The sequence below is a fragment of the Nocardia sp. CA-128927 genome (assembly GCF_050955855.1).
In the GTDB taxonomy this organism is placed as follows: Bacteria; Actinomycetota; Actinomycetes; order Mycobacteriales; family Mycobacteriaceae; genus Nocardia.
On record NZ_CP192087.1, the window covers coordinates 2,504,616 to 2,527,747 of the forward strand.

Genomic DNA, 23,132 nt, shown 5'->3' on the forward strand with positions numbered 1-23,132 from the left:
TTATCCGCCGCCTCCCTGATAGTGCCGAGTACCGAACCGCCAGAAACCCAGTGCGAGCAGCCACACCCAGAGCACCGCGAGCGGGGCCAGCCAGGCAAGCCACGGGGGCAGCAGCGGCGGACCGGGCAGGCCGAGCAGGGCGATGGTCGGCAGATAGGCGGTGAAGCAGACCGGGATGGCGAAGCCGAACAGCAGCCGCAGCGGCATCGGGAAGACGGTGGCGGGTTGTACCGCGGCGAACGAGCCGCCATAGGTGAAGCTGTTGGTGAGCTCGGCGCCGTCGATCAGATAGAACTGTAACCCGGCAGCGCACACGAAAACACCGCCGAACAGGGCGATGCCGCTGACCAGGGTGAGCAGCACCAGGCCGACGGCGGCCGGGCCCCAGTCGATGTCGTTGCGCAGGAACCCGAGACCGAGCACCACGATCGCGACGGCGGCGCGGGCGAAGCGCCGCAGCGAGATGTCGCTGGTGATGAGCTGGAGCAGCAGTGGTTGCGGGCGTAGGTGATACGCGTCGAGCTGGCCCATCCGGATCAGGGTCGGCAGCGTGTCGAGATGGCCGAACAGCACCTGGGCCAGCGCGAAGGTGGACTGACCGAACCCGAACAGCAGCAGCGCGGCGTTCAGATCGAGGCCGCCGAGCACCCGCACGTTGTGGAAGATCACCCACACCTCGGCGAACTCGACCAGGCCGATCAGAAACGCGCTGAAAACCTCACTGACGAAAGACAATCGATAGGCCTGCTGGGCGCGGATGCGGGAGCGCAACACCGCCGCGTACGGGGTGAACCAGGTTCCGGCCAGCTCAGCCACCCTGCACCTCCAGTTTGCGCCGCCCGGCGGCCAGCAGTACGCGGCCGATACCGCCGACCACCAGCACCCAGAACACCTGGACGGCAACCACACTCACCGCCGCCAGCCCGGTGATCCGGCCGGACAGCACATCGATGGGCGATTGCAGGATCGAGGGGAACGGCGTCGCCTGCGCGATAGTGCGCAGCCAGCCGGGGAACATGTGCACTGGCACAAACAGTCCGGCGAGGAACGTGCCGGTGACCTGATACAGCACCCGGATGCCGCGGGTCTCCACTACCCAGAAACCGATCAGCGCGACGGCGAACAGGCAGAGGAACGAAATAGCAACGGCGAGCAGCACACTCACCGCACCGAGCAGGTAGGGACCGGGTGTGTTCGGCATGGCGAGCCCGAAGGTGAGCACGCCGATCAACACGCTCGGCACCCCGCGCGGCAGGATGGTGCACGCCGCGCGGCCGAGATCACCGGCGAGGTAGCCGATCTGGACGTCGACCGGCCGCAGGAAATCGATCGCGATATCGCCGTTCTTCACCCGATCGGCCAGGTCCAACGGCGGTCCCATGAACTGCATCGCACCGAGCAGGCCCTGCGAGAGCCACACATACGCGCCGATGGAACCCTCGGTGTAGCCGCCGAAATCGCCGGTGGCCCGCACCGCCGCGAGCATCACCGCCGCGCGCACGAAGCCGAAAACACAGTTGGTGAACAGCCCGGCGAACATGGCCAGCTTGTACTGCGATTGCCGTCGAAAACCCGCGCGCGCGAGCTGTGCGTATACCGCGAAAGCGCGCCACAGCTGCCCTGTCGCGATGAGCCGCACCTCCCCGTCTGCTCTGTCGCGCACAAAGAGTCAAGCCTAATACTTGCCGGAAGGCGCGCGGAACCCCTTCCGGCGGTTTTTGGAAAAGTGCTGCACGACGATCGCCGCAGTGTTAGAAACACAGTCACTTCAGATTGTGTGAGAAGGATCGCCGATGACCGCCGCCGGGATGACCGTTTTCGAGGCCCTCGAATCCAATGTGCGCGGCTACTGCCGGTCCTGGCCCGCGGTGTTCGACACCGCGAGCGGCGCCTGGCTGCGCGACGAGAACGGCAAGGAGTACCTGGACTTCTTCGCGGGCGCGGGTGCCCTGAACTATGGCCACAACAATCCGGTGCTGAAACGGGCACTGCTGGACTACATCGCCGGGGACGGCATCACGCATGGGCTGGACATGTCGACCGTCGCCAAGCGCAGGCTGCTGGAAACGCTGCGTGACACGGTGTTCGGTCCGCGCGGGCTGGACTACAAGGTGCAGTTCCCCGGGCCGACCGGGGCCAACGCGGTGGAGGCCGCGCTCAAGCTCGCGCGGAAGGTGACCGGACGAGCGCAGGTCCTGAACTTCACCAACGCCTTTCACGGCATGTCGCTCGGGGCACTGTCGGTCACCGGCAACGCCGCCAAGCGCGCGGGCGCCGGGGTGCCGCTGCCGCACGCCATGCCGATGCCCTACGACGGCTACCTCGACGCGCCCGACGAGCTGGGCTGGATGCGGCGCGCGCTGGACGACCCGTCCTCCGGCGTGGACCGGCCCGCCGCGGTGATCGTGGAGACGGTGCAGGGGGAGGGCGGCGTGAATGTGGCGCGCGCGGACTGGCTGAGGCAGCTGGCCGAACTGTGCGCGGCCCGCGGCATCCTGCTGATCGTCGACGACGTGCAGATGGGTTGCGGCCGGACCGGTCCGTTCTTCTCCTTCGAGACCGCGGGGATCCGCCCCGACATCGTCACGCTGTCGAAGTCCATCGGCGGCTACGGATTGCCCATGGCGCTGGTGCTTTTCAAACGCGAGCTGGATCAGTGGGCGCCGGGCGAGCACAACGGCACCTTCCGCGGCAACAACGCGGCCTTCGTCACCGCGCGGGTCGCATTGGAGCACTACTGGTCCGACGCGCGGCTCGAGTGCGCCACGCTGGCGAAGGGTGCGCGGCTCGAGCGGGAGCTGACCGGCCTGGCCGCGGCCGTCCCCGGCGTCCGCGTCCGGGGCCGCGGGCTGGTGCAGGGCCTGGCCTTCGACGATGCCTCGCTGGCGGGCAAGGTCTGCCAGTCCGCGTTCGACCGCGGCCTGCTGGTGGAAACCTCTGGCTCGGCCGGCGAAGTGGTGAAACTGATGCCGCCGCTGACGATCACCGATGCCGAAATCGGCCACGGCCTGGACCTACTCGCCGCCGCCGTGACCGCCGTCTGCCACTGACCGCCGCGCACGTATTTGCCGCCCGCGCACGGATTTGCTGGAAGAATCGTGCGCGGCGCGCGAGTTCAGGCGCGTCGGCCGGTCCCGGCGGCATCGCTAGCGCATGACATTGCGTGCGATGGTTGCCATACTCAGGCGGCACGGACTCGCGCGGATCGGACACAGTGTCCAGGTCGCGCAGTAGGCTTGTCATCGAATCATGTCGCGGTAGCGAAAGACTGGGAACCCGGGAGGGGAACGGTGGACACGCTGAAGCTGGATCCGGCGGCGGTGGCCGCTTACACCGCGATCGCGGACGCGGTCTCCCAACAGTTGGCCTCGGCGGCGGCGGTCGCCTCCGGGGCGGTGAATCAAAACCAGCTGGCCACCGATCTCGGCCTGGTCGGCGCGGATTTCGCGGCGCGCTTCACCACGGCGGTGTCCGAACATGCCCAGGCGTTGTCCACGGCCGGACAACTCGTCGGCACCTACGGCGAGATCCTTCGTGGCTACAGCACGAACATGCAGGGTATCGATACCGACACCGCGGGCGCGCTCGACAAGACAGGGGAGGCCCTGACATGAGAAGCCTTTCCGGACTACGCAGGCGACCGGCGGCGGCCCAGCCGCGCACCGAAACCGCCGCACCCGCCACCACCTACCTCGACCCCAACGTGGATCCGCCGATCGTCGCGGCGCTGGTCCGCCCGCTGCTGCAGTTGCGATCCACCCTCGGCACCGGTGTCGGCGTCCCGAACCAGACCGCGACCAGCGCGCTGTCGTCGGCGTCGACCCAGGCCGCCGATGTAGAAGGCCCGCATCGCGACGGCCTGCACGCGCTGGAGTCCACCTGGACCTCGCGCGGCGCCGACGCCGCGGTGCCCGCGCTGCGCACCACGCAAACCGAGATCGGCGAAATCTCCGACCGGGGACCGGCTTACCTCAGCGTGCTCGGCGACGCGCACGCCACCAGCGCCCGCGCCGCGAAGACGGTGGACCAGATCATCGCCGACTTCCGCCGCGACGCGCGCGAGATCCTCGGCAACGCCACCGCGGCCCCGGACACCGACGCGGTGATCGCGCGGGCGACCCAGGCCCTGCGGGACGCGCTCACCACGGTCAATGTCGCGCAGACCGAGATGGACGACCACAGCAGGCGACTGGACGAGATGGGACCGCTGACGGTCACCCAGCCGTCCGGTGTCACCGCCGCACAGCCCAACGCATCGGGTCAGTTCTTTCCCGGCGGCACAAGCCAATACGTCCCGGGTGGCACAGGCCAGTACTACCCCGGCAGCACGGTCCCCGGCATCGGCGGCACCGGGCAGCCGGTGGATCCGGCGGTGGCCGCCCAACTCCAGCTGCAACAACAGCTCATCTCCGCCGGTGTGCAGGTGGGTACCGCCGCCATCAACGCGGGCGTGGACATCGGCACGAACATCATCGACAAGATCGCCGGAGTCGGCACGCACATCATCGACAAGGTCGCCGAGGTCGGCACGCACGCCATCGACACCGTCGCGGCGGGCGCGGACAAGGCTGTCACCGAGGCGATCCGCCCCGGCAGCACCACCGGTGATCAGTCGAGCGGATCGACCAACTCGAGCACCTCGCCGAAGCTGTTCGACTTCGGCGCGGGCGCGAAGCCGTCCACTCCGTCGCAACCGTCCGGCCCCGGCACGGTGATTCCGCCGTCGCAGAACGGGTCAGCCCCGTCGGCGAAAGTGGAGGCACCGGCGCCCGAGTCGCGGCCCGCACCCGCGCCCGCCCCGGAAGCACCGGCGCCGTCGGACAATCCGTCGCGGTCCGCCAGCCCGGACCAGCAGTCCCATCCGGGAACCGATGGGGGCGTGGCGATGCCACCGCCGCCGCGCGCGGACGATCCGGAGCACAAGCCCAAGGACGGTCAGCTCGGTGTCACCGTGCCGACCGCCGCCGTCGCGGTGACCCCAGTACTCGGCGACTACGACGATGACACCCTCTGATCCGAACTCTCCGAGTCGGCCAGCGGGGCAGGGCAATCCGTTCGACATGGGGCTGCCCATGCTGCGCACACCCGTCGGCAAAGCCAAGAAGCGGCGGCGACCGTCCGGTCGCCGCGCGCCGGTGCGTCGCCGAGATCCGGAGGTCGCCGTGTCCGAGCCACCGACCCCGGGCCACGCGGATCGACCGCGGCGGACCGGGGACTGGGAACAATGGCTCGACCCGCCACGCCCGGCCGAGCCGCCGGTGGAACCGCCGATCGAGGACGATCGGCGCGGCCTCCGCGCCGACGAGTACGACGCCGACGGCTACGAAGAGGACGTCAATCCGGCGCCCGCGATCATCAATCGGTCCGGCATTCACCCCGGTGTCCCACTGCGCCACCCCACCAGGCGGCGTGATCCGCAGCGCGGCAACAAGGTGCTCGCGGTCCTGATCGTGCTCGGTATCGGGATCGCGGTCGTCTCGATCCTGCTCGCCGCCGTGCACGGATTCGGCAAGCACAGCCCGTCGGCCGCGACGACCCCGACCGCCTCCTCCCTCACCGCTACCGTGCCTGCGAAGAACTCCGCCGGAACCAGCGCTGCGACAACAACTGTGCCCGCGCAACCCGCGGCCATCGCGACCCAGGGCTGCGAACAGAAGCGCAGCCAGGACGCCGTTTCCGGTACCGACCCCGGTGGCACCGCCAACGGTCCGGACGCGATCCTCGCCTTCGAATACGCGTACTACGTGGAACGTTCCGGCTACCGGGCCCGTGCGGTGGTCGCCGACAACGCCATCGTGTCGCCCGCCGAGCAGATCCAGCGCGGCATCAACCAGATCCCGGTCGGCACCCGCTACTGCGTGCAGATCACCCGGACCCGCGACGGCGACGACGGTCTCGCGCACTGGGAAGTCCGGCTCACCCAGCAGTACCCCGGCGAGCAACCCAAGACCTTCACCCAGCTCATCACCACCCGCACGGTCGCATCCCGAACCCTCATCACCGCGATCGCCTCCGCCTGAGCGTCATTCGCGGGTCCGGCGCCACGGCAGCAGCAGGGGCGTGGCCAGCATCAGGACCGCCCCGATGGCGATCGCGGCGCGGCTGCCGGTCTGGGTTGCCAGCACGCCCCACAGGACGGTGGCCGCGGCGGTGGTCACGCGGGCGGTGATGGTCCAGGCGGTGAGGACGCGAGCGACCTTGTCGTTCTGCGTGTGCAGCAGGCGGTAGGTGACCAGGGCGGGGTTGTAAATGCTTATGCAGGTGATCATTCCGAACTCGATGGCCATCACCAGCAGCAGTCCCATCGCGCCCGGCTGCACGAAGGGCAGACCGAGCAGCCACGGCACGCGCGCGACACCGAAGACGAGCAGGATCTGGCGTTGTCCGTAGCGGCGAACGAGCGGGCGGGCCAGCCGGGCGCCGATGATCCCGCCGAGGCAGGGCACGCCGAAGCCGAGACCGTACTGCCACGGTGCGAAGCCGAGGTCGTTCAGCATCAGATACGCCAGCAGCGGCGCCGTTGCCATGATCAGCGTGTTCACCAGCACTGTGTTGCACATGAGCAGGCGCAGTAGGGGATTCGCGGCGATCGTGCGCCAACCCTCGGTGATCTCGACCAGGCGGGACGGCGCCGCGGGCCGATCCGGCGGGCCTGCCTCGGGGACCTCGATCGAACGAATACACAAGGCGGACAACACAAAACTGACCGCGTTCAGCACCACGGTGACGACGGGGCCCACCACGCCGATGAGTACACCGCCCAACGGGGGCCCCACCGCCGTCGAGACCCAGGTCGCGGTCTCGAAACGGCCATTGGCCGCCAACAAATCATCCTGGGCGACAAGGCCTTTCAGATGCGCACTGCTGGCGCCGAGGAAGACGATGTCGGCGACCGCGACGACCACCGCCACCGCAAGGAGCTGTGGATAGCTCAGCGCGCCCGCGAAGTACGCGACGGGCACGGTCAGCAGCACCAGGAACCGAAGCAGGTCGGCCCGCACCATCAGCCGCCGTTTGGGCTGGAACTCGATCCACGCACCCAGCGGAACCGCGAGCACCGCACCCACCGCCCCGCCCGCGGCCGCGATCAACGACACCTGCAGCGCGCCGACATGCAGCACCAGGATGGCGATCAGCGAAAAGGCGTCCAGCGCAAGGAATGTGCCCAACGTGCTGACCGCGAACCCGCGCCACAGTCGCTCGAAGTCCCGGCCGAGACCGCCGCCCACCGCCGCCCGGGTCGCTATCCGATTGTTGACCATCCCAGCGATCAAACCCCGCGGCAGCGCCCTAGGCAAACCCCCGAGTTCCTCCGGCGCGCCCGAGATCACCGGTGTCCGTCATCGGCCGGACCCGGTATTCGGGGCTGCAATCTATACCAGGTACCGGCGTGCCGTTGATTTATGACATTGATTGCCAATTCTTCGGAATGGTTCCGGCGTCGAACGGGCGAAAACGGTGCCGGTCAACCCGCGCGGCCAAACGCGGCGGAACTCGGGGGCCGTTCGGCACTTGTTTGACGGCCAAGTGTCTGCGAAGGTGGTGCATACTCGGATAGTTTCAATTTCTATCAGTTCGATGTAGAAGGCGGGTCGACAGATGATGTCGGTGCTGTGGATCATCCTGCCTTACAGCGCGTTTCTATCTTTTATCGTCGGTCACCTGTGGCGCTACCGGCACGATCGATTCGGCTGGTATGCCACCAGCCCGGAACTCGATCGGGCGCAGCGGATCGGGGCGATCGCGTTTCGCGTCGGGATGGTCGGCGTAGTCGTCGCCCGGATCACCGATCTGGCCATGTCCGGGCCGCATTCGCACCCCGATGGCGCGATCTACGCCACTATCACGGTCATCGAGATATGCGCCCTCGCGTCCGCGACGATCGGCGCGGTGTTGTTGTTCGTGCCGGACATGATCGGCAGCCCGGCCCGGTCCGCGATCAGTCCGTTGGATCGCATCACCTTCCCGATCCTGGTCGCGGGCCTGCTGACCTGGGTGGCCATCAAGTTCGACCCGAACTCCTCCGATGACGGATATCGCACCGCCGAAACGTTGTTCGCCTGGTTCCGATCCTTGTTCACGCTGCACCCGCGACCGGAAGCCATGGAGCACGCCCCCTTCATCTACCAGGCGCGCGGCCTGGTGCTGATGCTGTTCATCGCGATCTGGCCCTACACCCGCCTCGCGAGCATCATCATGGAGCCGGTCCACCGCCTGATCCGGCGAATCCGGCCCGCGTCCCCGGCAAGCCCCACCCGAGAACTGTCCGCCCCGCATCGCATGTGACCCGCCAGCGGCACCAGAGCTTTTGCGGTAACCGACCAGCGCGCCATAGATCGCCGGGTTACTGTGCCACCCAATGGCTTTGGTGTTCGAGACGTCGCGGGGCGAGCAACCACTTGTGCACCGAGTTCCTGCGTTCCGTCGTGGCGATCGCCGCGGGTTCCGTCGGCATGGCTGGCGCCGCAAAGAAGTACAAGACCGACCAGTGTGCGCCATACTGCTGGTCGGACACAATGACAGCTCGCCGGGCGTTACCCGCACTTCCACAGCTGTTCCCGGACGACGGAAGGCGGGCCCATGGCGGATGAGCAACTGGACGCGGGCGGTTCGATCGAGCGCCGCACCATCGAGGTGATTCCCGACGCCGAGCGGCACGGCACCCCGTTCAGCCAGTTCACCCTCTGGTTCGGGGCGAACATGCAGATCACCGCGATCGTCGACGGTGCGCTCGCGGTGGTGTTCGGTGCCGACGCGCTGTGGGCGATCGTCGGCCTGCTCATCGGGAATGTGCTCGGCGGCATCGTGATGGCGCTGCACTCGGCGCAGGGGCCGCGGCTCGGTTTGCCCCAGATGATTTCCAGCCGTGCGCAATTCGGCGTTTTCGGGGCCGTGCTGCCGTTGCTTCTCGTTGTCGTGATGTATCTCGGGTTCGCCGCGACGGGCACGGTGCTGGCGGGTCAGGCGGTGAACAAGATCTTGCACATCGACAGCGCGACCGTCGGCATTCTCGTCTTCGGCGCGCTCACCGCGGTGGTGGCGGTGACCGGTTATCGGCTGATCCATATCGTCGGCCGGATCGCCACGGTGGTCGGCGTCATCGGCTTCACCTATCTCGCAATCCGGCTCTTCACCGAGTACGACGTCAGTTCCTACGTCGGTGTGAAGCCGTTCGACATGGTGACGTTCGTCCTCGCGATCTCGCTGGGCGCGGGCTGGCAGCTGACTTTCGGGCCGTACGTCGCCGACTACTCGCGTTATCTACCCCGTTCGACCAGCGACAAGACCACCTTTTGGGCCACCTTCGCGGGTAGCGTGCTCGGCTCGCAATGGTCGATGACGTTCGGCGCGCTGGTAGCCGCAGTAGCGGGAAAAGCGTTCCTGGGCAATCAAGTCGGCTTCATCGGCGGACTCGCGGGCCCGTCCGCGCTCGCGCTGCTGATCTATCTGGTGATCGTGGTCGGCAAGCTGACGGTGAACTGTCTCAACGCCTACGGCGGGTTCATGTCGATCCTGACCTCGGTGACCGCGTTCAACCGGCAGTCACGCACCACACCGTTCGCGCGCGCCGCCTACATCGTCGGCTTCACCGCGGTGTCGATGCTCGTCGCGATCGGGGCCAGCGCCGACTTCCTCGGCAACTTCAAGAACTTCGTGCTCACCCTGCTGATGGTGTTCACCCCGTGGAGCGCGATCAACCTGATCGACTACTACCTGATCTCGCGCGAACGCATCGACATCCCCGCGCTGTACGACCCGGACGGCCGCTACGGGCGCTGGAACATCACCGCCCTGGCCTGCTACACCCTGGGTGTGCTTGCCCAGATCCCGTTCCTGGCGCAACAGCTCTACACCGGCCCGATCACCGAAAAGCTCGGCGGCGCAGACATTTCCTGGATCGTCGGCATCGTGTTCACCGCCGCGATCTACTACCCGCTTGCTCGGCGCAGCAGTGACCCGCCGGATCGGATGATCTATCCGGCGGGCACCGTGCACGCGGCCGCGCCCGTGTGAGAGCACGGCGGGTAGCTCAGACCCGGGCGCGTACGAACTTGTAGATCACCAGCAGGATCACCGCGCCGACGATGGCACCCAGGAACGCGTGGTTGACCGGCGGCTGGAGGGTGAACTTGTGCGGCGCGAACACCAGGCTGCCTAGCGTGCCGCCGACGTATCCGCCGATGATGCCGAGCACGATCGTGCCGATCCAGCCGAAGTTCTCCTTGCCGGGGACCAGCAGGCGTGCGATTGCTCCGGCGATGAGACCGATGATGATCATCGAGATGATGCCCATGGATTCGCTCCTTGAAACTCACAGGGTGTGACGCACGGGAGACGCCGCGATCAGTGTGCGGGATACCCGAGCTCTACGGGCGGTAATCGCGCGCCGTGTACGTATCAAATGCCGGAAGTTCACTTCGCATCCAGCATCGGCGCGAGGTAGCGGCGGGTGAAGTCGCGGGCCTGCTCGGCGGTGTCGAGTTCGATGGCGGTCGGCTGGGTGAGGATGAGCGACAGGGTGATTCGAATGTGCAGCTCCGCCACGGTGCGCAGGTGCCGCAGGTCGTCCGCCGAAATGGCGGCGTCACCGTAGAACTCGTGCCGCCAGAGGGTGACGCAGAACTCGCGGAAGGTGTCGACGATGGGGCCCGCGCCGACGGTGAGCGCGGGCAGGATGGTTTCCGGCTCCGTCTCCAGCAGCCGTCGCAGCAGCGGGTGATCGCGCAGAAATTCGACTGTGTAGGCGGCACTTTCGGCCATCCGGTCGGCCACCGTCGCCTGCGTGCTCGTCGCCGCGGTGCTGCCCGCGAGGTACTTGCGCAGCTCGGACACCAGCACCGCCTCGGTGAGCGCGGATTTGCTGGGGAACTTCCGATACACCGTCGCGCGGCCGAGCCCCGCCCGCTTGGCGACGTCTTCCACGGTCGACCGGCGCCAGCCGACCACGGTCATCTGCTCGAAGGCGGCCGCGAGGATTCGCTCGGTCACCTCGTCGGCCTCGTCGAGTAGTTTGAGCACCTCGGGATCGGGTGTTGCCAACTTGTTCAGCAGCGTGTCCCTGGTCACTCGCGTCACTGCGCTCCTTGTCATGGTCGGCGAGTCAACAGTACCGTCGAGACAAACAGGCGACCAATGTCTCGCTTGTCTCAATTGGAGACAGGAGTGTCCGTGACGTTGACCTGCGGGGATATGCATTAGAGCAACGATTGCAACACAACGATCACATAGTGTTGCATTAGCGGCTTGCCGGGCTTACGGTAAGCCTCATGAAGCAGAGCATCGCCGCTCTTCTTGCCGCCGGGATCTTCGGCAGTGCGGACGAGGACGCAGACCGGACCGTGACGCGGATTCTCGACGCCGCCCTCGTGGAGGCGGCCTCCGCCGGGATCTCGCGCCTACGGATCGATGCGGTCGCGCGGCGGGCCGGCATCAATCGGACCACCGTGTATCGCCGCTTCGGTGATCTCGACGGTCTGATCGAGGCGCTCACCATGCGGGAGGGAAAGCGCATGGCCGACACCGTCTTCCGGGCCGTCGATGGCGTACCCGATCCCGCGGGCAAGCTGGTGGAAGGCTTCGTCGCCTGCATGCGGATGGCCCGTGAGCATCCGGTCATCGCGCGCACCGCGGCCCTGGAGCCGGATCAACTCGTCGCTGCCGGGCTGGCCGATGACGCCGCGCTCCTGCGGCTCGGTAGCGCTGTTGTCGCCGAGCAGATCCGGCAAGCGCAAAATGATGGTCACGCAACACATTTGGATGCGGACGAGGTGGGTCGGAGCGTCGCGATGTTCTTCGCGGCCTGTGTGCTGATGCCGACCGCGCAGGGGATCGACCTGCGCACCGACGAGTCCATCCGCGCCTACGCGCGACGCACCTTGGCACCCATGGTTTTCGGAGCGAGCGCGTAGCTCGGCAGTGAGAGGAAGGCACACCATGAGCAACCACGACGCGGTGGTTCCACACGAGGACTACGGCTTCTTCGGCCCGGACTCGGTGTCCTGGAAGGTATTTCTGTATCCGACCGCGCTGTCGATCGGGTTTCAGCGGACCGTCGTCACGGAGATGTACGAGCCGTTCCTGCTCGCCTCGGTGAACGACACCGGCGCGGTCAGCAAGCGGCCCTCGCTGCGCTACGACCGGACGCTGCAGTACATGGCGACCGTCACGTTCCACGACAGTCGCTCGGTGCTGAAGGCGTCGGACATCCTGGTGAAGATTCACTCGAAGATCACCGGCACCGAGCCGATCAGCGGATTGCGTTACGACGCCAACGATCCCGAAGCCCAGCTCTGGATCCACCTGACCGCATGGCATTCCGTTCTCTACACCTACGAGAAGTTCGGGCCGGGCAAGCTCAGTCCCGAAGAGGAGCAACAGTATTGGGCGGAATGCGTCCGCGCCGCGCAATTCCAGACCATCAACCTGGACGACGTGCCCCGCTCGCGCGCGGAGATGCGGGCCTACTACGCACGCATGCGGCCGATCCTCGCCGCCACCGAGGCGACGCAGCAGCACGTCGAGCAGCTGCTCGACAGCGCGTCCACGCTGCTGCCCGATTCGGTGCTGTGGTGGCCGGTCGCCAAGCTCACCCAGGGATTGTTCCGGCGGGGGACCATCGCGACCCTGCCGCGCTGGATGCGCAAGATGGGTGGCGTACAACAATCGCCGGTGACCGACGCGCTCGTCACGGTCACGCTGCGAGCCCTGTTCCGGCTCGTCGCGCAAAGCGTTGAGGCACAACGCTTCATCATCCGGCTGGGCAGTCCGCTCACCGCACCGGTCGTGGATCCGATCTTGTGCGCGGTACCCCCGACGAACCCGGTCGTCTGGACACCGGAAGAAGCCCGCGCCCACTACGGAATGGTTCGGCCCGTTGAGCAGTACGACAGGATCCGCGCCGCCCGCGCCGAAACGTCACTGCCCCAGCACGCTGCCGCCGACGGCAGCGAACCACTGCTCGCCTTCGGCTGAGACGTTCAGCTCAGGCGGAGGTCGGCGGCGCCGAGCAGCGTTGTCACCTGATCGGCGGGCATCGGGTAGTGGAAGTGCCAGCCCTGGGCGGTGTCGCAGCCGAGGTCGCGGAGTTGGTCTGCCTGGTGGCGGGTTTCGACGCACTCGGCGGTGACGGTGAAGCCGAGGGCGTGGGTGAGATCGATGATGGTCTCCAGTAGGAGCAGATCAGTAGGGCTCGCGGTGTCCGGCGTGCGGATGCGCTGGATGAAGGGGCCCGCGAGTTTGACCACGTGCAGCGGGAGTTGGCCGAGGTAGGCCAGGTTGGAGTAGCCGGTGCCGAAGTCGTCGATGGCGATGCGGACACCGGCGTCGGCGAGGGTGTGCAGGGCGCGCAATGGCCGTCCGGTGGTTTGCATGAACGCGCGCTCGGTGAGTTCCAGTTGCAGCAGGCTGGCGTCCATGCCGGTTTCCGCGATCACCTGTTGCACGTGGTCCAGCCAGGCGGGATCGGCCACCTCGGCGGCGGAAACGTTGACGCTCACGGTCGGGGTGTGCGGGAAGCGGTCGTGCCACTCGCGGCTGGCGCGGCAGGCGGTCTCCAGCACCACGGCGCCGAGCGCGCCGATGTGACCGTTGTCCTCGGCGATTTCCACGAACCTGGCCGGGCTGAGGATGCCGAGATCCGGATGCCGCCAGCGCACCAGCGCCTCGACCGCGACGGTCCGCTCGCTGGTGAGCGAGACGATCGGTTGGTAGTCGAGGTAGAATTCGCCGTGCCGCAGCGCGGACGGCATGGCCGCGGACAGTTCGGCGCTGGTGTGTTCGCGGCGGCCACGGTCGGCGTCGAAGATCGCGTACCGCCCGCGCCCCGCGGCCTTGGCCCAGTACATGCTGGTGTCGGCCGCCTGCAGGAACTCGCCCGTGGACAGGCGGTCGGCGCGTTCCTCCATCACGCCGATGCTCGCGGTGACGGTCAGCTGGTGCTCGTGTACATAGAACGGTTGCGCCAACGCGTGCAGCACGGTCCTGGCCACATTGGCCATTTCGTCGACACCGGTGGAATGCGGTATGAGCACGACGAATTCGTCGCCACCCATCCGCGCGACCAGCTGATCGGTCCGCGAGACACAGGCATTCAGCCGCGCGGCGACCTGCGCGAGCAGTTCGTCACCGACCGCATGACCGAAGGTGTCGTTGACGGTCTTGAAGTGATCGAGATCGATGTAGCAGATGCCGACCCTGGCGCAGTCGGCGAACGCGGCGGTGAGCGCGTCGAAGAAGCGGGATCGGTTCGGCAGCCCGGTCAGCTGGTCGTGGTGCGCGCGGTACTGCAACCGTTCGCGCAGCGCGCGGCGCTCGGACACGTCCTCCACCAGCACCAGCGTGTACTGCGGCCGGCCCTGCTCGTCGCGGATGAGCGAGACGTTGATGTGGGTCCACACCGTGCCGCCGTCGCGGTGCCGGTAGGCCTTCTCCAACTGCACGTTGTCGTATTTGCCCGCGAGCACCCCGGCGTATTTCTGCCACATGTCGGGTCCGTCGTCGGGGTGGGTCAGATCGGTGACCGACAGCGAGCACATCTCCTCGGGCCGATAGCCGAGCATGGCCGCGAAGGCGTTGTTGACCTCGATGATCCGCCCGGTCATATCGGAAAGCCCGGTGCCGATCCCGGCCTGCGAGAACACCGCCCGCAACCGGGCCTCGCTGGCCCGCAGCTGCTGTTCGACCACTCGGCGGGCGGCGATATCGGCGGAGCGGACACTCTCCTGCTCGGCGAGCAGCCACGCGCGGAAGGCGCGCAGATAACCCGTGGCAAAGGCGCCCAGCAACTCGGCAGCTCGACCGGCGGGGACCGCGCCGCAGCCGAGCAGGTAGGCGTTGAGCACGGTGAGACTGCGTCCGAGTACCTCGTCGCCGACGAAATGCGAGCGGGCCAGCTTGCCGCCGAGTTCGGCGACACGTTCGGCGGGCGCCTGGCCGGTGGCGGCCGTGACGAATTCCTTGGCCAGGGTGGAGAGCAAACTGCGGGTTTCGGCCGAGCTCATGGGCACGACGTGATTGCGCGGACCGCCACCGAGTGCGGCCGCCCATTGCCCGGCCAGTTCCGCGTGCGGCCCGCCAGGATCTGAACCGCTCCCGGCATCCCACGCCATAAGCTCTGATGGTAGTCCGATTTGCGGTCTTCCGCCCAACTGCGCGTGCCCGTGAACACCGCTACGATGACGATGCTTTCGTCGCCGGGCGTGCGACGATTCGAGAAGGGTTGGCGATCGATGACCAGACCGAGTTGGGCTCCCGAGGGTATCGATCTCGATCGTCCCAGCGCCTCCCGCGTCTACGACTACTTCGTCGGCGGCATGCACAACTTCGAGATCGACCGGATGCTCGCGCGCCAGATCGAGGAATTCACCCCCGGTGTCGGCGAGACCATGCGCGCCAACCGCGATTTGCTGCGTCGATGCGTGCGATTCCTGGTCGACGAGGGCATTACACAGTTCCTCGATATCGGCTCGGGCATCCCGACGGTTGGCAATGTGCACGAGGTGGCGCAGGCGGTAAACCCCTCGGCGCGTGTGGTTTACATCGATATCGACCCGGTCGCGGTCGCGCACAGCCGGGCCATCCTGGACGGAAATCCAGCTGCCACTGTCGTCCAGGCCGACATCGGCCAACCCGACACCATTCTGTCCGACCCGCAGGTTGCCCAGCTGCTCGATTTCGACCAACCGGTGGCCGTGCTGATGCTCGGCGTGCTGCATTTCGTGGCCGACGACGCCGACCCGGTCGGCTGCGTCACCCGCCTGCGCGACGCGATCGCCCCCGGCAGTTACCTCGCGATCACGCACGCCACGGCCGACGGGCAACCCGCCGAAGTCCTGGAAGCGCAAAAGCTTTCCGGCCGCACCTCCACCGAGATCGTGCTGCGCGCCAAGCCCGACATCGCCGAATTCTTCCAGGGCTGGACGCTGCTCGAGCCCGGCCTGGTCCATCTGCCGCTGTGGCGCCCCGACAACGCGGCCGATGTCGGCGAGAACCCGGAACGCTCGGGTGCTTACGGCGGGGTCGCCCGCAAGGACTGAGTGCGTTCGGCTCAGGCGATCGCGGTGCGCAGGGCGAACCAGCCGGTCGCCGGGTCGGCAAAGCCGTGGTAGGTCAGGCGGATTCGTTGGTCTACCGCGAAATGGCGGTAGACGGCGAGCATGGCGCGGCGCATCGCCTCCTCTTGGAAGTCTTCGGTGCGGCGGAAGCCGATGGCACGCTCCGGGAGCTGGGCGAGCCGGGTCATTTCGGCGGGGTCATCGAGGTCGAGGCCGACCGGTGCGGTGTCGGTGATGTGGCGGTCGTGCAGGATGGTGCGGATTCGGCGCGGATCGGGTGGGCCGGATAGGAACGCTCGGAATTCGGCGTGCACCAGCGGGCCGCGCTGGGCGGCCGAGTCGGATTGGACCAGGTCGACCAGGTCCGTGTCGGGGGTCGGCGTGGCAGCGGCGACCGGTGCTTGTTCGAGCAGATGCAGGATGCTGCCGCCGGGGATCAGCGGCTCGGGGGCGAGGAACAGCGTGACGGTGGGGCAGTCGCAACCGTGGCCGAGCAGGCAGATTTTCCGGTGCGATGGATCGGGCATGTGGCCTCCTCCATGGAAACGGGCCGAATGTTCCGGCCCTGGACGGATCGGGACTTCGAGAGATGCCGATCGCTGAGTTGCCGTGGCGCTCCGACGGTCGACCGTGCCGCAGTTCCTCAGTGTAGGAGCCCGCCCCTGCCTGCGTATATAGGTACGGCGCGCCGGTTTTGGCGCGGGCCGGGTCAGCGCACGGGGAAGTCGAAGAAGGTCTTCGGGAACGGCTCGTCCTTCAGGGTGAAGTGCCACCATTCCTCGGCGAGGTTGGTGAAGCCGTGTTCCTCCATCAGCTCGGCCAGCAGCGTGCGGACGGCCCGCTGGGTGCCGCCGACGGCCGGGTTGGCGGTGTGCGCGGCGGGGTCGAAGCAGTCGTAGCCGGTACCGAAATCGAGCATGTTGTCGTGGAACCGCTGGTCGACGGGCAGGAAGCATTCGCGCAGCGGATCACCCTCGCGATACGGCTCGGGATCGGCGGCGGGCAGCGCGACGATCGCGAGGTCCACCGTGCTGCCGCGACTGTGCCCGGACTTCTCGGCGATGTAGCCGTCGCGGAACAGATTCGCCTTTTCCACGGTGGGGTAGAACTCCTTCTTCATCTTCACGTCGCCGAGATCCTTTGCCCACGCGACGAAGTGGTCGACGGCGCGCTGTGGTCGATAGCAGTCGTAGGTCTTGAGCGTGAGGTTTATCGGCCGCAATTCCTGCTGCACCTGCGCCAGCGCGGTCGCCGCCTGCTTGGTCAGCAGACAGCGTGGCGCCTCATAGCCCGTCACGCGGGTGCCGAGGAAGTTGTGCTCACTGAAGTAGCGTGCATCGACGACGATCGTCGGATCGACATCGGTGACGGAGACGAACGCCGTTTCATCGGCCACCGGCGCACTGGTCGCGGGCGCGTCGGACGTCACGGGCGTGTCTGAGCGGGAATCCCCACACGCCGCGACGGCCACGACCACCACGCAGGCCAGCGCCACCGAGCCGAGGCGCCGCAACGACGGAACAGAACTCATGATTCTCCTCGCGATTCAGGCTGGGGTTCAACCACATTCGCCAGCACCGAGCCCGACGGATATGAGCATGGCATAGCGATCGCGGTCCGGGCGTGCTTCTGCCACTGTGCGGTATCGTTTCGCTCGTGATGAAGCGAATCGAGTCCCATCCCGCCCGGTGAGTGCAGTCCACGAGCGCAGCGCGCTCGCGCACCCGGTTTCCCTGATCGAACATGTCGAGCGACGGCATCGTCGTTTTCCGGATGATCCACTGCCGCAGGACTTCGACCAAGGTGTCGCAGTGTTGCTGCGCATGGCCGCTGTCAACGACTACCGCTACGCCGACGCCCGGCGCACGTTCACCCTCGTCGCCGCCGAAACCGCCCGCGTAGCACCGACTTCGCGGCGATGCGCCGACCTCGCCGCACTCGTCGTCGACCTGCGCACCGGTGCCGCGGCGTGCCTCGACTGGGCCGAGTACGAGCGCGAAGCCGTGCTGGACCGGTTCCTCTCGGTCCTGCGATCACCGCCTTGGCTCCGGACGCTGGAACTCGTTCCCGGGTACGCGGATTCGTGCGTGCCGGGGCGAAACCGGTGGATCCGCGATGTCCTCGATCGGCGGCATGAAGCTATGGGCCGCAACCACTTCGAGATTCACGTCGTCGTACCCGTCGCACCGGGACGGTCGTACGCCGATGCGACGACAAGGATTCTGCTCGACGGCCGCCCGATCATCGCCGACCTCTTTCCGATGGGGGTAGGGGATACGCCCGAGAAGCTGCTGCACCGAACCGGGCTACGGGCCACCGAACAGCCGCGCAGGGTGCGGCTGGCCGAGGCCCACTGCACCGAACAATGTTGCGGCGCACTCTATGTCACGATCTTGCGGGACGGCGATCACGTGGTCTGGCGGGACTGGGAGACGCCGACGCTGAGCGATCGATCACCCGAATTCCGTTTTCCCGCTGATGAATACGACTTGGAGGTGGCGGGCGCCGAATATGACCATTCGCGGGCGCACGGCGGAATGTAGGTCTGTAGCCCGATCGTTTCAGCCCTGCGCGTACGGCTGGAACAGCGATCCCCGCGGTCATTCTTCACCCAATTCCCGGGTCGGGTTCCGAAGCGGGACCGTTTCGGCGGATACTGGGGCGGTGACGCTGGGCGAAGAGGTTGCACCCGAGGCGGTGAGCGCGATGGAAGAGACCATCGGCATCGACGCCTGCGCCGAGCCGGGATGGTTTCGCTTCTGGTTTGCCGACCAGCGGTGGGAATGGTCCGACGAACTCGCCGCGATGTACGGCTACGAGCCGGGGGAGGCGAAACCGACGACCGACCTGCTGTTGTCGCACAAACACCCCGATGACCGGGAGCATGTGGCGAGCTGCATCGCCGCGGCGCTGGAAACCGGCCAGCCGTTCTGCGGTCGGCATCGGATCGTCGACACCCAGGGCGAGGTGCGTGAGGTGGTCGTGGTCGGTGATCTCATCGCCGACGACGCGGGCGCCGTGATCGGTACCTCCGGCTACTACGTCGACGTGAGCGACCGGCTCGAGGCGCAGCGGCAGGAGGTGCTGGAGGAGGTCCTGCCGGAGGTGATCGAGGCGCGTGCCGTGATCGAGCAGGCCAAGGGCGCGTTGATCCTGGCGTACGGGGTGAACGCAGAGCAGGCGTTCCGGGTGCTCCGGTGGCGCTCTCAGGAGACCAACACCAAGCTGCGGGACCTCGCCGCACAGTTCGTCGACGAGCTCAGGATGCTGAGCAAGGATTCCGCCGGGTTCCGCACCCGGTTCGATCACCTGCTGCTGACCGTCCACGAACGCGTCGACGGTTCCTGATTCACCGGTGGGTCGGCATCCCGCCGGTAGCCAAGGCGAGCAGTAGCGGCAACGAGACGAGCGTCAGACAGGTGATGGCGTTGGTCCACTTGTAGGCGACCACGATCGCGACGAACTCGCGCAGGATCGCGCTCGGCAGATAATAGAGCGCCGTGCGCGCGCCGGTCACCTCCGCGTCCAGCTTCAGCCTGCGGGCCAGAATCGCCGTGCGCAGGATGTGAAAGTTACTGGTAACCAACACCATTCGGGTGGTCGTCCCGCGCTCGCCGAGCAGCCGCTTGATGAAGAGCAGGTTCTCCCGGGTCGACGTCGACCGCTCCTCGCGCGCCACGCTTTCCTCGGGAATGCCGCGCGCCAGCAGATAGTCCGCCATCGCGGCGGCCTCCGACACCGCCTCGTCGGAGCCCTTGCCGCCGCTGGTGATGATCACCGGACGGCGGCCCTCCGCGAGCTCCTCCCAGTAGATGTTGATCGCCCGGTCCAATCGGCTGGCCAGCAACGGCGGCACGCGCGCGCCGACCAGACCCGAACCGTGCACGACGATCGCGTCCATCCCCGGCCTGTACGGCAGCCACCCGTAGAGCACCGAATACAGCACGAAGCTGGTGAACACGAACCCGAAGTAGCTCACCGCCATCGCCAGCGACGCCATCAGGACCGAGCGGAGGCTGCCGGTCGCGATGGCGACACCGAGCAGCACGTAGGGCACCAGCAGGACGATCCCCGGGCCGATCGAGAGCAGGTTCGCGATCCGCAGTCCTTCGCGGCGCACCATCTGCATGCCGTTCGCGATCAGCAACCCGGCCAGCACCAGCACCACCAGCGGTGACAACACCACGAGCAGCCCGACCAGCGCGAGGGTCAGATCCGCGTCGTCACCCGAGCCGATCGCCCAGGCGCCGAGAACCGCCACGCTTAGCAGCAGATAGACGCCATTGCTCAGCCGCCGCCGGTCCAGATGGAACCGCAGTGCGAAAACACCCAACAGAACCAAGCCGACGGTGAGCAGGATCACTCGCGCACCGTAGCGGGCGGGGTGCACCCGGTCGCATCGGGGCCTGGGTTAGCGCACCGCCCGTTGTCGGAATGTCCGATACGTCCCAACAGGTTTCGCGCTGATCCGGTTCGGCTCGGCGGGGATCAGCGCTGGTCAGAGTTCAGGGGTTGGGTTTGCGGGTGTGCGCGATGTGCAGCAGGTAGTCGACCTTGGCACGGAGTTCCGGTGGGGCGAGGTCCAGCGCGGGGAGTTCGGCGATCAGTTGCGCGGCCAGCGCGCGAAGCTTGACGTTGGTCGCCTGGGAGCGGCGCCGCAGCATGGTGAACGCCTGCTCGGCGTCGACGCCGTAGACCAGCATCAACGCGCCCTTGGCCTGCTCGATCACCGCCCGAGCCGCCAACAGATCGGGAGAGGCGCGCCCGAGCGACGGTTGGCCGCGTTCCTCGAATACATCGCTCATACCCGGGGACTACCCAGTGCGCCGATTGTTATGGGGCAGTTGGCAAACCTGCGTCGTCGGATCCAGGACTGGTCGGTCCGCTACGGCTCGATGCGGTCGAGCAGCCAGCCGGGGCCGACGGTGGTGGCGCCCAGTGCTTCGACGCGATCGCGTAGTCCGCGATCCGCCGTCACGACGATGATCGATCGCGCGTTGTCCTGCTCGACGGACGCCGCGACTGCGTCGACGATCGCGTCATCACCCGACCCATCCGCCAGCACCACCCGCACGCCGTCGACGTCCGAATCCGCCGCCTTCGCCTTCCCCTCGAGCACGACAACCACCTCGGCGGGCTGCTCCAGACGTGCTGCCAACTTCGTCAGCCGCTCGAGCAATCGTCGCGCCGCGCCGGCCCGATCGCGCCACCAGCCATCGGGCCGCGAGCCCACGACATTCGCGGCATCCACCACGATCAGCTGAACCAAGTCATCCGTCACGCGCCCAGTCTCCTCCCGGCGGTGCCAGCCGCAGGCTAGACGTCCACGGTCGAAATCGCCTGACCCGATTCCGCGTCGTCGAGCGCCTCGTGCAGATTCTTGATGACGCCCCTGGCGAGCGCGTAATTACCCACGCCGCCGACCACCGCACCGATACCGGCGGGAATCACCTTGCCGAACGCGAGCGCCCCGCGTTTGACGATGAACTGCACGACGAACCGCTTGATGGGGGAGTCGTTCATCCGCCGGATGATCGGAAGCTTGTTGGCCAACTTGGTATCCCACTGCTTGGCCGACCGCCCCGCCGCCCCGAGCGACTCGGTTCCCGCCTGACCCAGCACCACCACCGAAACCAGCGGCGGCTGCGGTGCCGCCGCCTTCCGTCCCGAAACCTCCGTCGCCCCAACGGCATACACCGTCGACGCCTCCAGGAAGAACAGCGTGTCCGCCCCGGCCGCAGCCAAACCCACCAGCGTGCCCACCCCCGGAACAGCAGCACTCAACCCGACCACCACGCCACTCGCGGTAACCACCACCGAGTAATGCCGCCCGAGCCGATCGACGATCTGCTCAGGCGACTCACTCGGATGCCTACCGCGAATGAACCCCGTGTACTTGCCGACCAACGGCGCCTGCACCCGCGCCGACTTGTCGATCAACGCGACAACACCCTTATCCAGAAACTTCCGCAGCATCGCCAACAGCCCTTTCGGTCGGTAACCCACCATCGCGACAAAATCCCAATTGTCGACCATCGAGTCGACCACGAGCCCGCGGCCGCCACGTTGCGTCCCAGGTGATACCCGCCCACCCGTCCTCGAATCGCACAACGTCGAGCCCTTGACCCCCGACTCGGCCACACCGGATCTGCTCAACACAGCCGGGGGTGCCGCCGACGATATCGAGCGCGCCAAGGCCAAGGCCAAGGCCAAGGCCAAGGCTCGCGACCGGACGATCGATAGCTCTGCGGCGAAATCGATTCGGCGAAGTTCCTAGTGTTTAACCTGCGGTACGACCTGGCCAGGTCCATTCTGGCTGCGTGACCTGGCTGTTCGAGCCTCGTCAGACGCCGGTGGCGCAGGAGCGGTGTGGCGACACCACTACGCGTCGACCACTTCAGCTGCGATAGCGGATGATCTCGACGTCGATCTGGCTTCAGGAAGCTGCGCGGTGAGTGGTCTCGTGACAAGTCGGCCTGAGCTGGTGCGATGCAGACGCCGAGCGAAGGTATCGGCGGTGGAATGTCTTTCTGAAGTGGCTGTGTCGGGGTAACCGGGTGAGCCCAACGGACCGAAGCTTGGTCTCAGACTTAGGTATTTTCGGTTAAGTTGCTTAAGAGACCCTTAAGGGTGATATATATCATAGGCTAACTATTGATGCGTTCGGCGTGTCGGATACCGCCCGGCGCCCGGCGTCGCTGCAGTGCTCCGGGAGTGTTGTTATTGATGGCCGAGGGCCTATCAGTTCCTGACAGTTGTTGTGTCGCAACGGTTTAAGCCCTTCTTGTGCAGCAGGTGATTTTCGAAGCCGCGGCGAGTCTCATGAGGAGCCCGAGTGGAAGCTGGGGGAGGCTGAGTGATATGCCGCTTCGGCTCGGTCAGATTCTAGGCGGTTGCCTGATCGCGCGATGTGCTGAGCTGTCGCGCGATGTGGCGGTCAAATATTAAGCTAAGCAAGTGATCTCGTTGCATGGGTGAGAATCCGTATTGGTGGCTGTGTGGCCCGGTTGGACTGCGTTCGGTGACTGGCGGGCTGCAGCCGAAATCGTCAGCGTCGTGTCCAGCATGCGGAACCTGTTA

At 66.8% G+C, this 23,132-nt stretch carries 24 protein-coding genes; 12 read left to right on the plus strand and 12 right to left on the minus strand.

Annotation, left to right across the window (positions count from 1 at the left end):
- Entirely contained in the window at positions 1-816 is an 816-nt protein-coding gene (locus ACQPW1_RS11865) for an ABC transporter permease (protein WP_433662775.1), read from the minus strand.
- Positions 809-1,663 (minus strand): ABC transporter permease, encoded by an 855-nt coding sequence (locus ACQPW1_RS11870; RefSeq protein ID WP_433662776.1) that lies wholly within the window; start codon positions 1,661-1,663, stop codon positions 809-811. Before ACQPW1_RS11870 ends, ACQPW1_RS11865 begins: the two co-directional genes overlap by 8 nt.
- Positions 1,664-1,793: 130 nt before the next feature.
- On the opposite strand from ACQPW1_RS11870, the gene ectB reads away from it, so the two are divergent.
- The 4 genes from ectB (at position 1,794) to ACQPW1_RS11890 (ending at position 6,020) form a co-directional block, all read left to right on the plus strand.
- Complete coding sequence (ectB, locus tag ACQPW1_RS11875) at positions 1,794-3,050, plus strand: diaminobutyrate--2-oxoglutarate transaminase (RefSeq protein WP_433662777.1); 1,257 nt, start codon at positions 1,794-1,796, stop codon at positions 3,048-3,050.
- Between the two features lie 240 nt (positions 3,051-3,290).
- Positions 3,291-3,614: a hypothetical protein gene (locus tag ACQPW1_RS11880; RefSeq protein ID WP_433662778.1), complete on the plus strand. Its 324-nt coding sequence runs from the start codon at positions 3,291-3,293 to the stop codon at positions 3,612-3,614.
- Positions 3,611-5,014 (plus strand): hypothetical protein, encoded by a 1,404-nt coding sequence (locus ACQPW1_RS11885; protein WP_433662779.1) that lies wholly within the window; start codon positions 3,611-3,613, stop codon positions 5,012-5,014. Before ACQPW1_RS11880 ends, ACQPW1_RS11885 begins: the two co-directional genes overlap by 4 nt.
- Positions 5,015-5,072: 58 nt before the next feature.
- Entirely contained in the window at positions 5,073-6,020 is a 948-nt protein-coding gene (locus ACQPW1_RS11890) for a hypothetical protein (protein WP_433662780.1), read from the plus strand.
- 3 nt (positions 6,021-6,023) lie between these two features.
- Here ACQPW1_RS11890 and ACQPW1_RS11895 read toward each other — a convergent pair whose 3' ends face one another.
- A complete protein-coding gene (locus tag ACQPW1_RS11895; protein ID WP_433662781.1) occupies positions 6,024-7,262 on the minus strand; it encodes an MFS transporter in 1,239 nt (412 codons plus the stop codon).
- Between the two features lie 337 nt (positions 7,263-7,599).
- Between ACQPW1_RS11895 and ACQPW1_RS11900 the strand changes: the two genes are divergently transcribed.
- Together ACQPW1_RS11900 and ACQPW1_RS11905 are read left to right on the plus strand one after the other, a co-directional pair.
- Entirely contained in the window at positions 7,600-8,286 is a 687-nt protein-coding gene (locus ACQPW1_RS11900; protein WP_433662782.1) for a respiratory nitrate reductase subunit gamma, read from the plus strand.
- A gap of 294 nt (positions 8,287-8,580) precedes the next feature.
- Positions 8,581-10,014 carry a purine-cytosine permease family protein gene (locus ACQPW1_RS11905; RefSeq protein WP_433662783.1) on the plus strand — a complete coding sequence of 478 codons (1,434 nt, stop codon included), beginning with the start codon at positions 8,581-8,583 and terminating at the stop codon, positions 10,012-10,014.
- Positions 10,015-10,030: 16 nt separating this feature from the next.
- Here ACQPW1_RS11905 and ACQPW1_RS11910 read toward each other — a convergent pair whose 3' ends face one another.
- Both ACQPW1_RS11910 and ACQPW1_RS11915 read right to left on the minus strand, forming a co-directional pair.
- A complete protein-coding gene (locus tag ACQPW1_RS11910) occupies positions 10,031-10,294 on the minus strand; it encodes a GlsB/YeaQ/YmgE family stress response membrane protein (protein ID WP_364727576.1) in 264 nt (87 codons plus the stop codon).
- A 119-nt stretch (positions 10,295-10,413) separates the two neighbouring features.
- On the minus strand, positions 10,414-11,076 hold the full coding sequence (locus ACQPW1_RS11915; RefSeq protein WP_433662784.1) for a TetR/AcrR family transcriptional regulator: 663 nt from the start codon (positions 11,074-11,076) through the stop codon (positions 10,414-10,416).
- 191 nt (positions 11,077-11,267) lie between these two features.
- Between ACQPW1_RS11915 and ACQPW1_RS11920 the strand changes: the two genes are divergently transcribed.
- A complete protein-coding gene (locus ACQPW1_RS11920; RefSeq protein WP_433662785.1) occupies positions 11,268-11,909 on the plus strand; it encodes a TetR/AcrR family transcriptional regulator in 642 nt (213 codons plus the stop codon).
- Positions 11,910-11,934: 25 nt separating this feature from the next.
- Entirely contained in the window at positions 11,935-12,972 is a 1,038-nt protein-coding gene (locus tag ACQPW1_RS11925; RefSeq protein WP_433662786.1) for an oxygenase MpaB family protein, read from the plus strand.
- A gap of 5 nt (positions 12,973-12,977) precedes the next feature.
- Here the strand turns inward: ACQPW1_RS11925 and ACQPW1_RS11930 are convergent, their stop codons facing one another.
- Positions 12,978-15,107, minus strand: coding sequence for a putative bifunctional diguanylate cyclase/phosphodiesterase (locus ACQPW1_RS11930; RefSeq protein WP_433662787.1), 2,130 nt, complete (start codon positions 15,105-15,107; stop codon positions 12,978-12,980).
- Between the two features lie 120 nt (positions 15,108-15,227).
- On the opposite strand from ACQPW1_RS11930, the gene ACQPW1_RS11935 reads away from it, so the two are divergent.
- The gene (locus ACQPW1_RS11935; protein ID WP_433662788.1) at positions 15,228-16,034 is read left to right on the plus strand and encodes an SAM-dependent methyltransferase; all 807 of its coding nucleotides are present in this window, start codon (positions 15,228-15,230) and stop codon (positions 16,032-16,034) included.
- Positions 16,035-16,045: 11 nt separating this feature from the next.
- Here ACQPW1_RS11935 and ACQPW1_RS11940 read toward each other — a convergent pair whose 3' ends face one another.
- Positions 16,046-16,579 (minus strand): hypothetical protein, encoded by a 534-nt coding sequence (locus tag ACQPW1_RS11940; protein WP_433662789.1) that lies wholly within the window; start codon positions 16,577-16,579, stop codon positions 16,046-16,048.
- Between the two features lie 182 nt (positions 16,580-16,761).
- Entirely contained in the window at positions 16,762-17,583 is an 822-nt protein-coding gene (locus ACQPW1_RS11945) for a M15 family metallopeptidase (protein ID WP_433662790.1), read from the minus strand.
- A gap of 157 nt (positions 17,584-17,740) precedes the next feature.
- Here ACQPW1_RS11945 and ACQPW1_RS11950 point away from each other — a divergent pair, with 157 nt between their 5' ends.
- Both ACQPW1_RS11950 and ACQPW1_RS11955 read left to right on the plus strand, forming a co-directional pair.
- On the plus strand, positions 17,741-18,595 hold the full coding sequence (locus ACQPW1_RS11950; RefSeq protein ID WP_433662791.1) for a hypothetical protein: 855 nt from the start codon (positions 17,741-17,743) through the stop codon (positions 18,593-18,595).
- Positions 18,596-18,716: 121 nt separating this feature from the next.
- Positions 18,717-19,400 carry a PAS and ANTAR domain-containing protein gene (locus ACQPW1_RS11955; protein WP_433662792.1) on the plus strand — a complete coding sequence of 228 codons (684 nt, stop codon included), beginning with the start codon at positions 18,717-18,719 and terminating at the stop codon, positions 19,398-19,400.
- A gap of 1 nt (position 19,401) precedes the next feature.
- On the opposite strand, the gene ACQPW1_RS11960 is transcribed toward ACQPW1_RS11955, so the two are convergent.
- From ACQPW1_RS11960 to ACQPW1_RS11975, 4 genes are all read right to left on the minus strand, one after another.
- The gene (locus tag ACQPW1_RS11960) at positions 19,402-20,415 is read right to left on the minus strand and encodes a YdcF family protein (RefSeq protein WP_433662793.1); all 1,014 of its coding nucleotides are present in this window, start codon (positions 20,413-20,415) and stop codon (positions 19,402-19,404) included.
- Positions 20,416-20,557: 142 nt separating this feature from the next.
- Positions 20,558-20,857: an ANTAR domain-containing protein gene (locus ACQPW1_RS11965; RefSeq protein ID WP_433662794.1), complete on the minus strand. Its 300-nt coding sequence runs from the start codon at positions 20,855-20,857 to the stop codon at positions 20,558-20,560.
- Between the two features lie 80 nt (positions 20,858-20,937).
- Positions 20,938-21,333: a hypothetical protein gene (locus tag ACQPW1_RS11970; protein WP_433662795.1), complete on the minus strand. Its 396-nt coding sequence runs from the start codon at positions 21,331-21,333 to the stop codon at positions 20,938-20,940.
- A 35-nt stretch (positions 21,334-21,368) separates the two neighbouring features.
- Positions 21,369-22,088 carry a hypothetical protein gene (locus ACQPW1_RS11975; RefSeq protein WP_433662796.1) on the minus strand — a complete coding sequence of 240 codons (720 nt, stop codon included), beginning with the start codon at positions 22,086-22,088 and terminating at the stop codon, positions 21,369-21,371.
- Positions 22,089-22,173: 85 nt separating this feature from the next.
- On the opposite strand from ACQPW1_RS11975, the gene ACQPW1_RS11980 reads away from it, so the two are divergent.
- Positions 22,174-22,329, plus strand: coding sequence for a hypothetical protein (locus ACQPW1_RS11980; RefSeq protein WP_433662797.1), 156 nt, complete (start codon positions 22,174-22,176; stop codon positions 22,327-22,329).
- Positions 22,330-23,132: the final 803 nt, after the last annotated feature.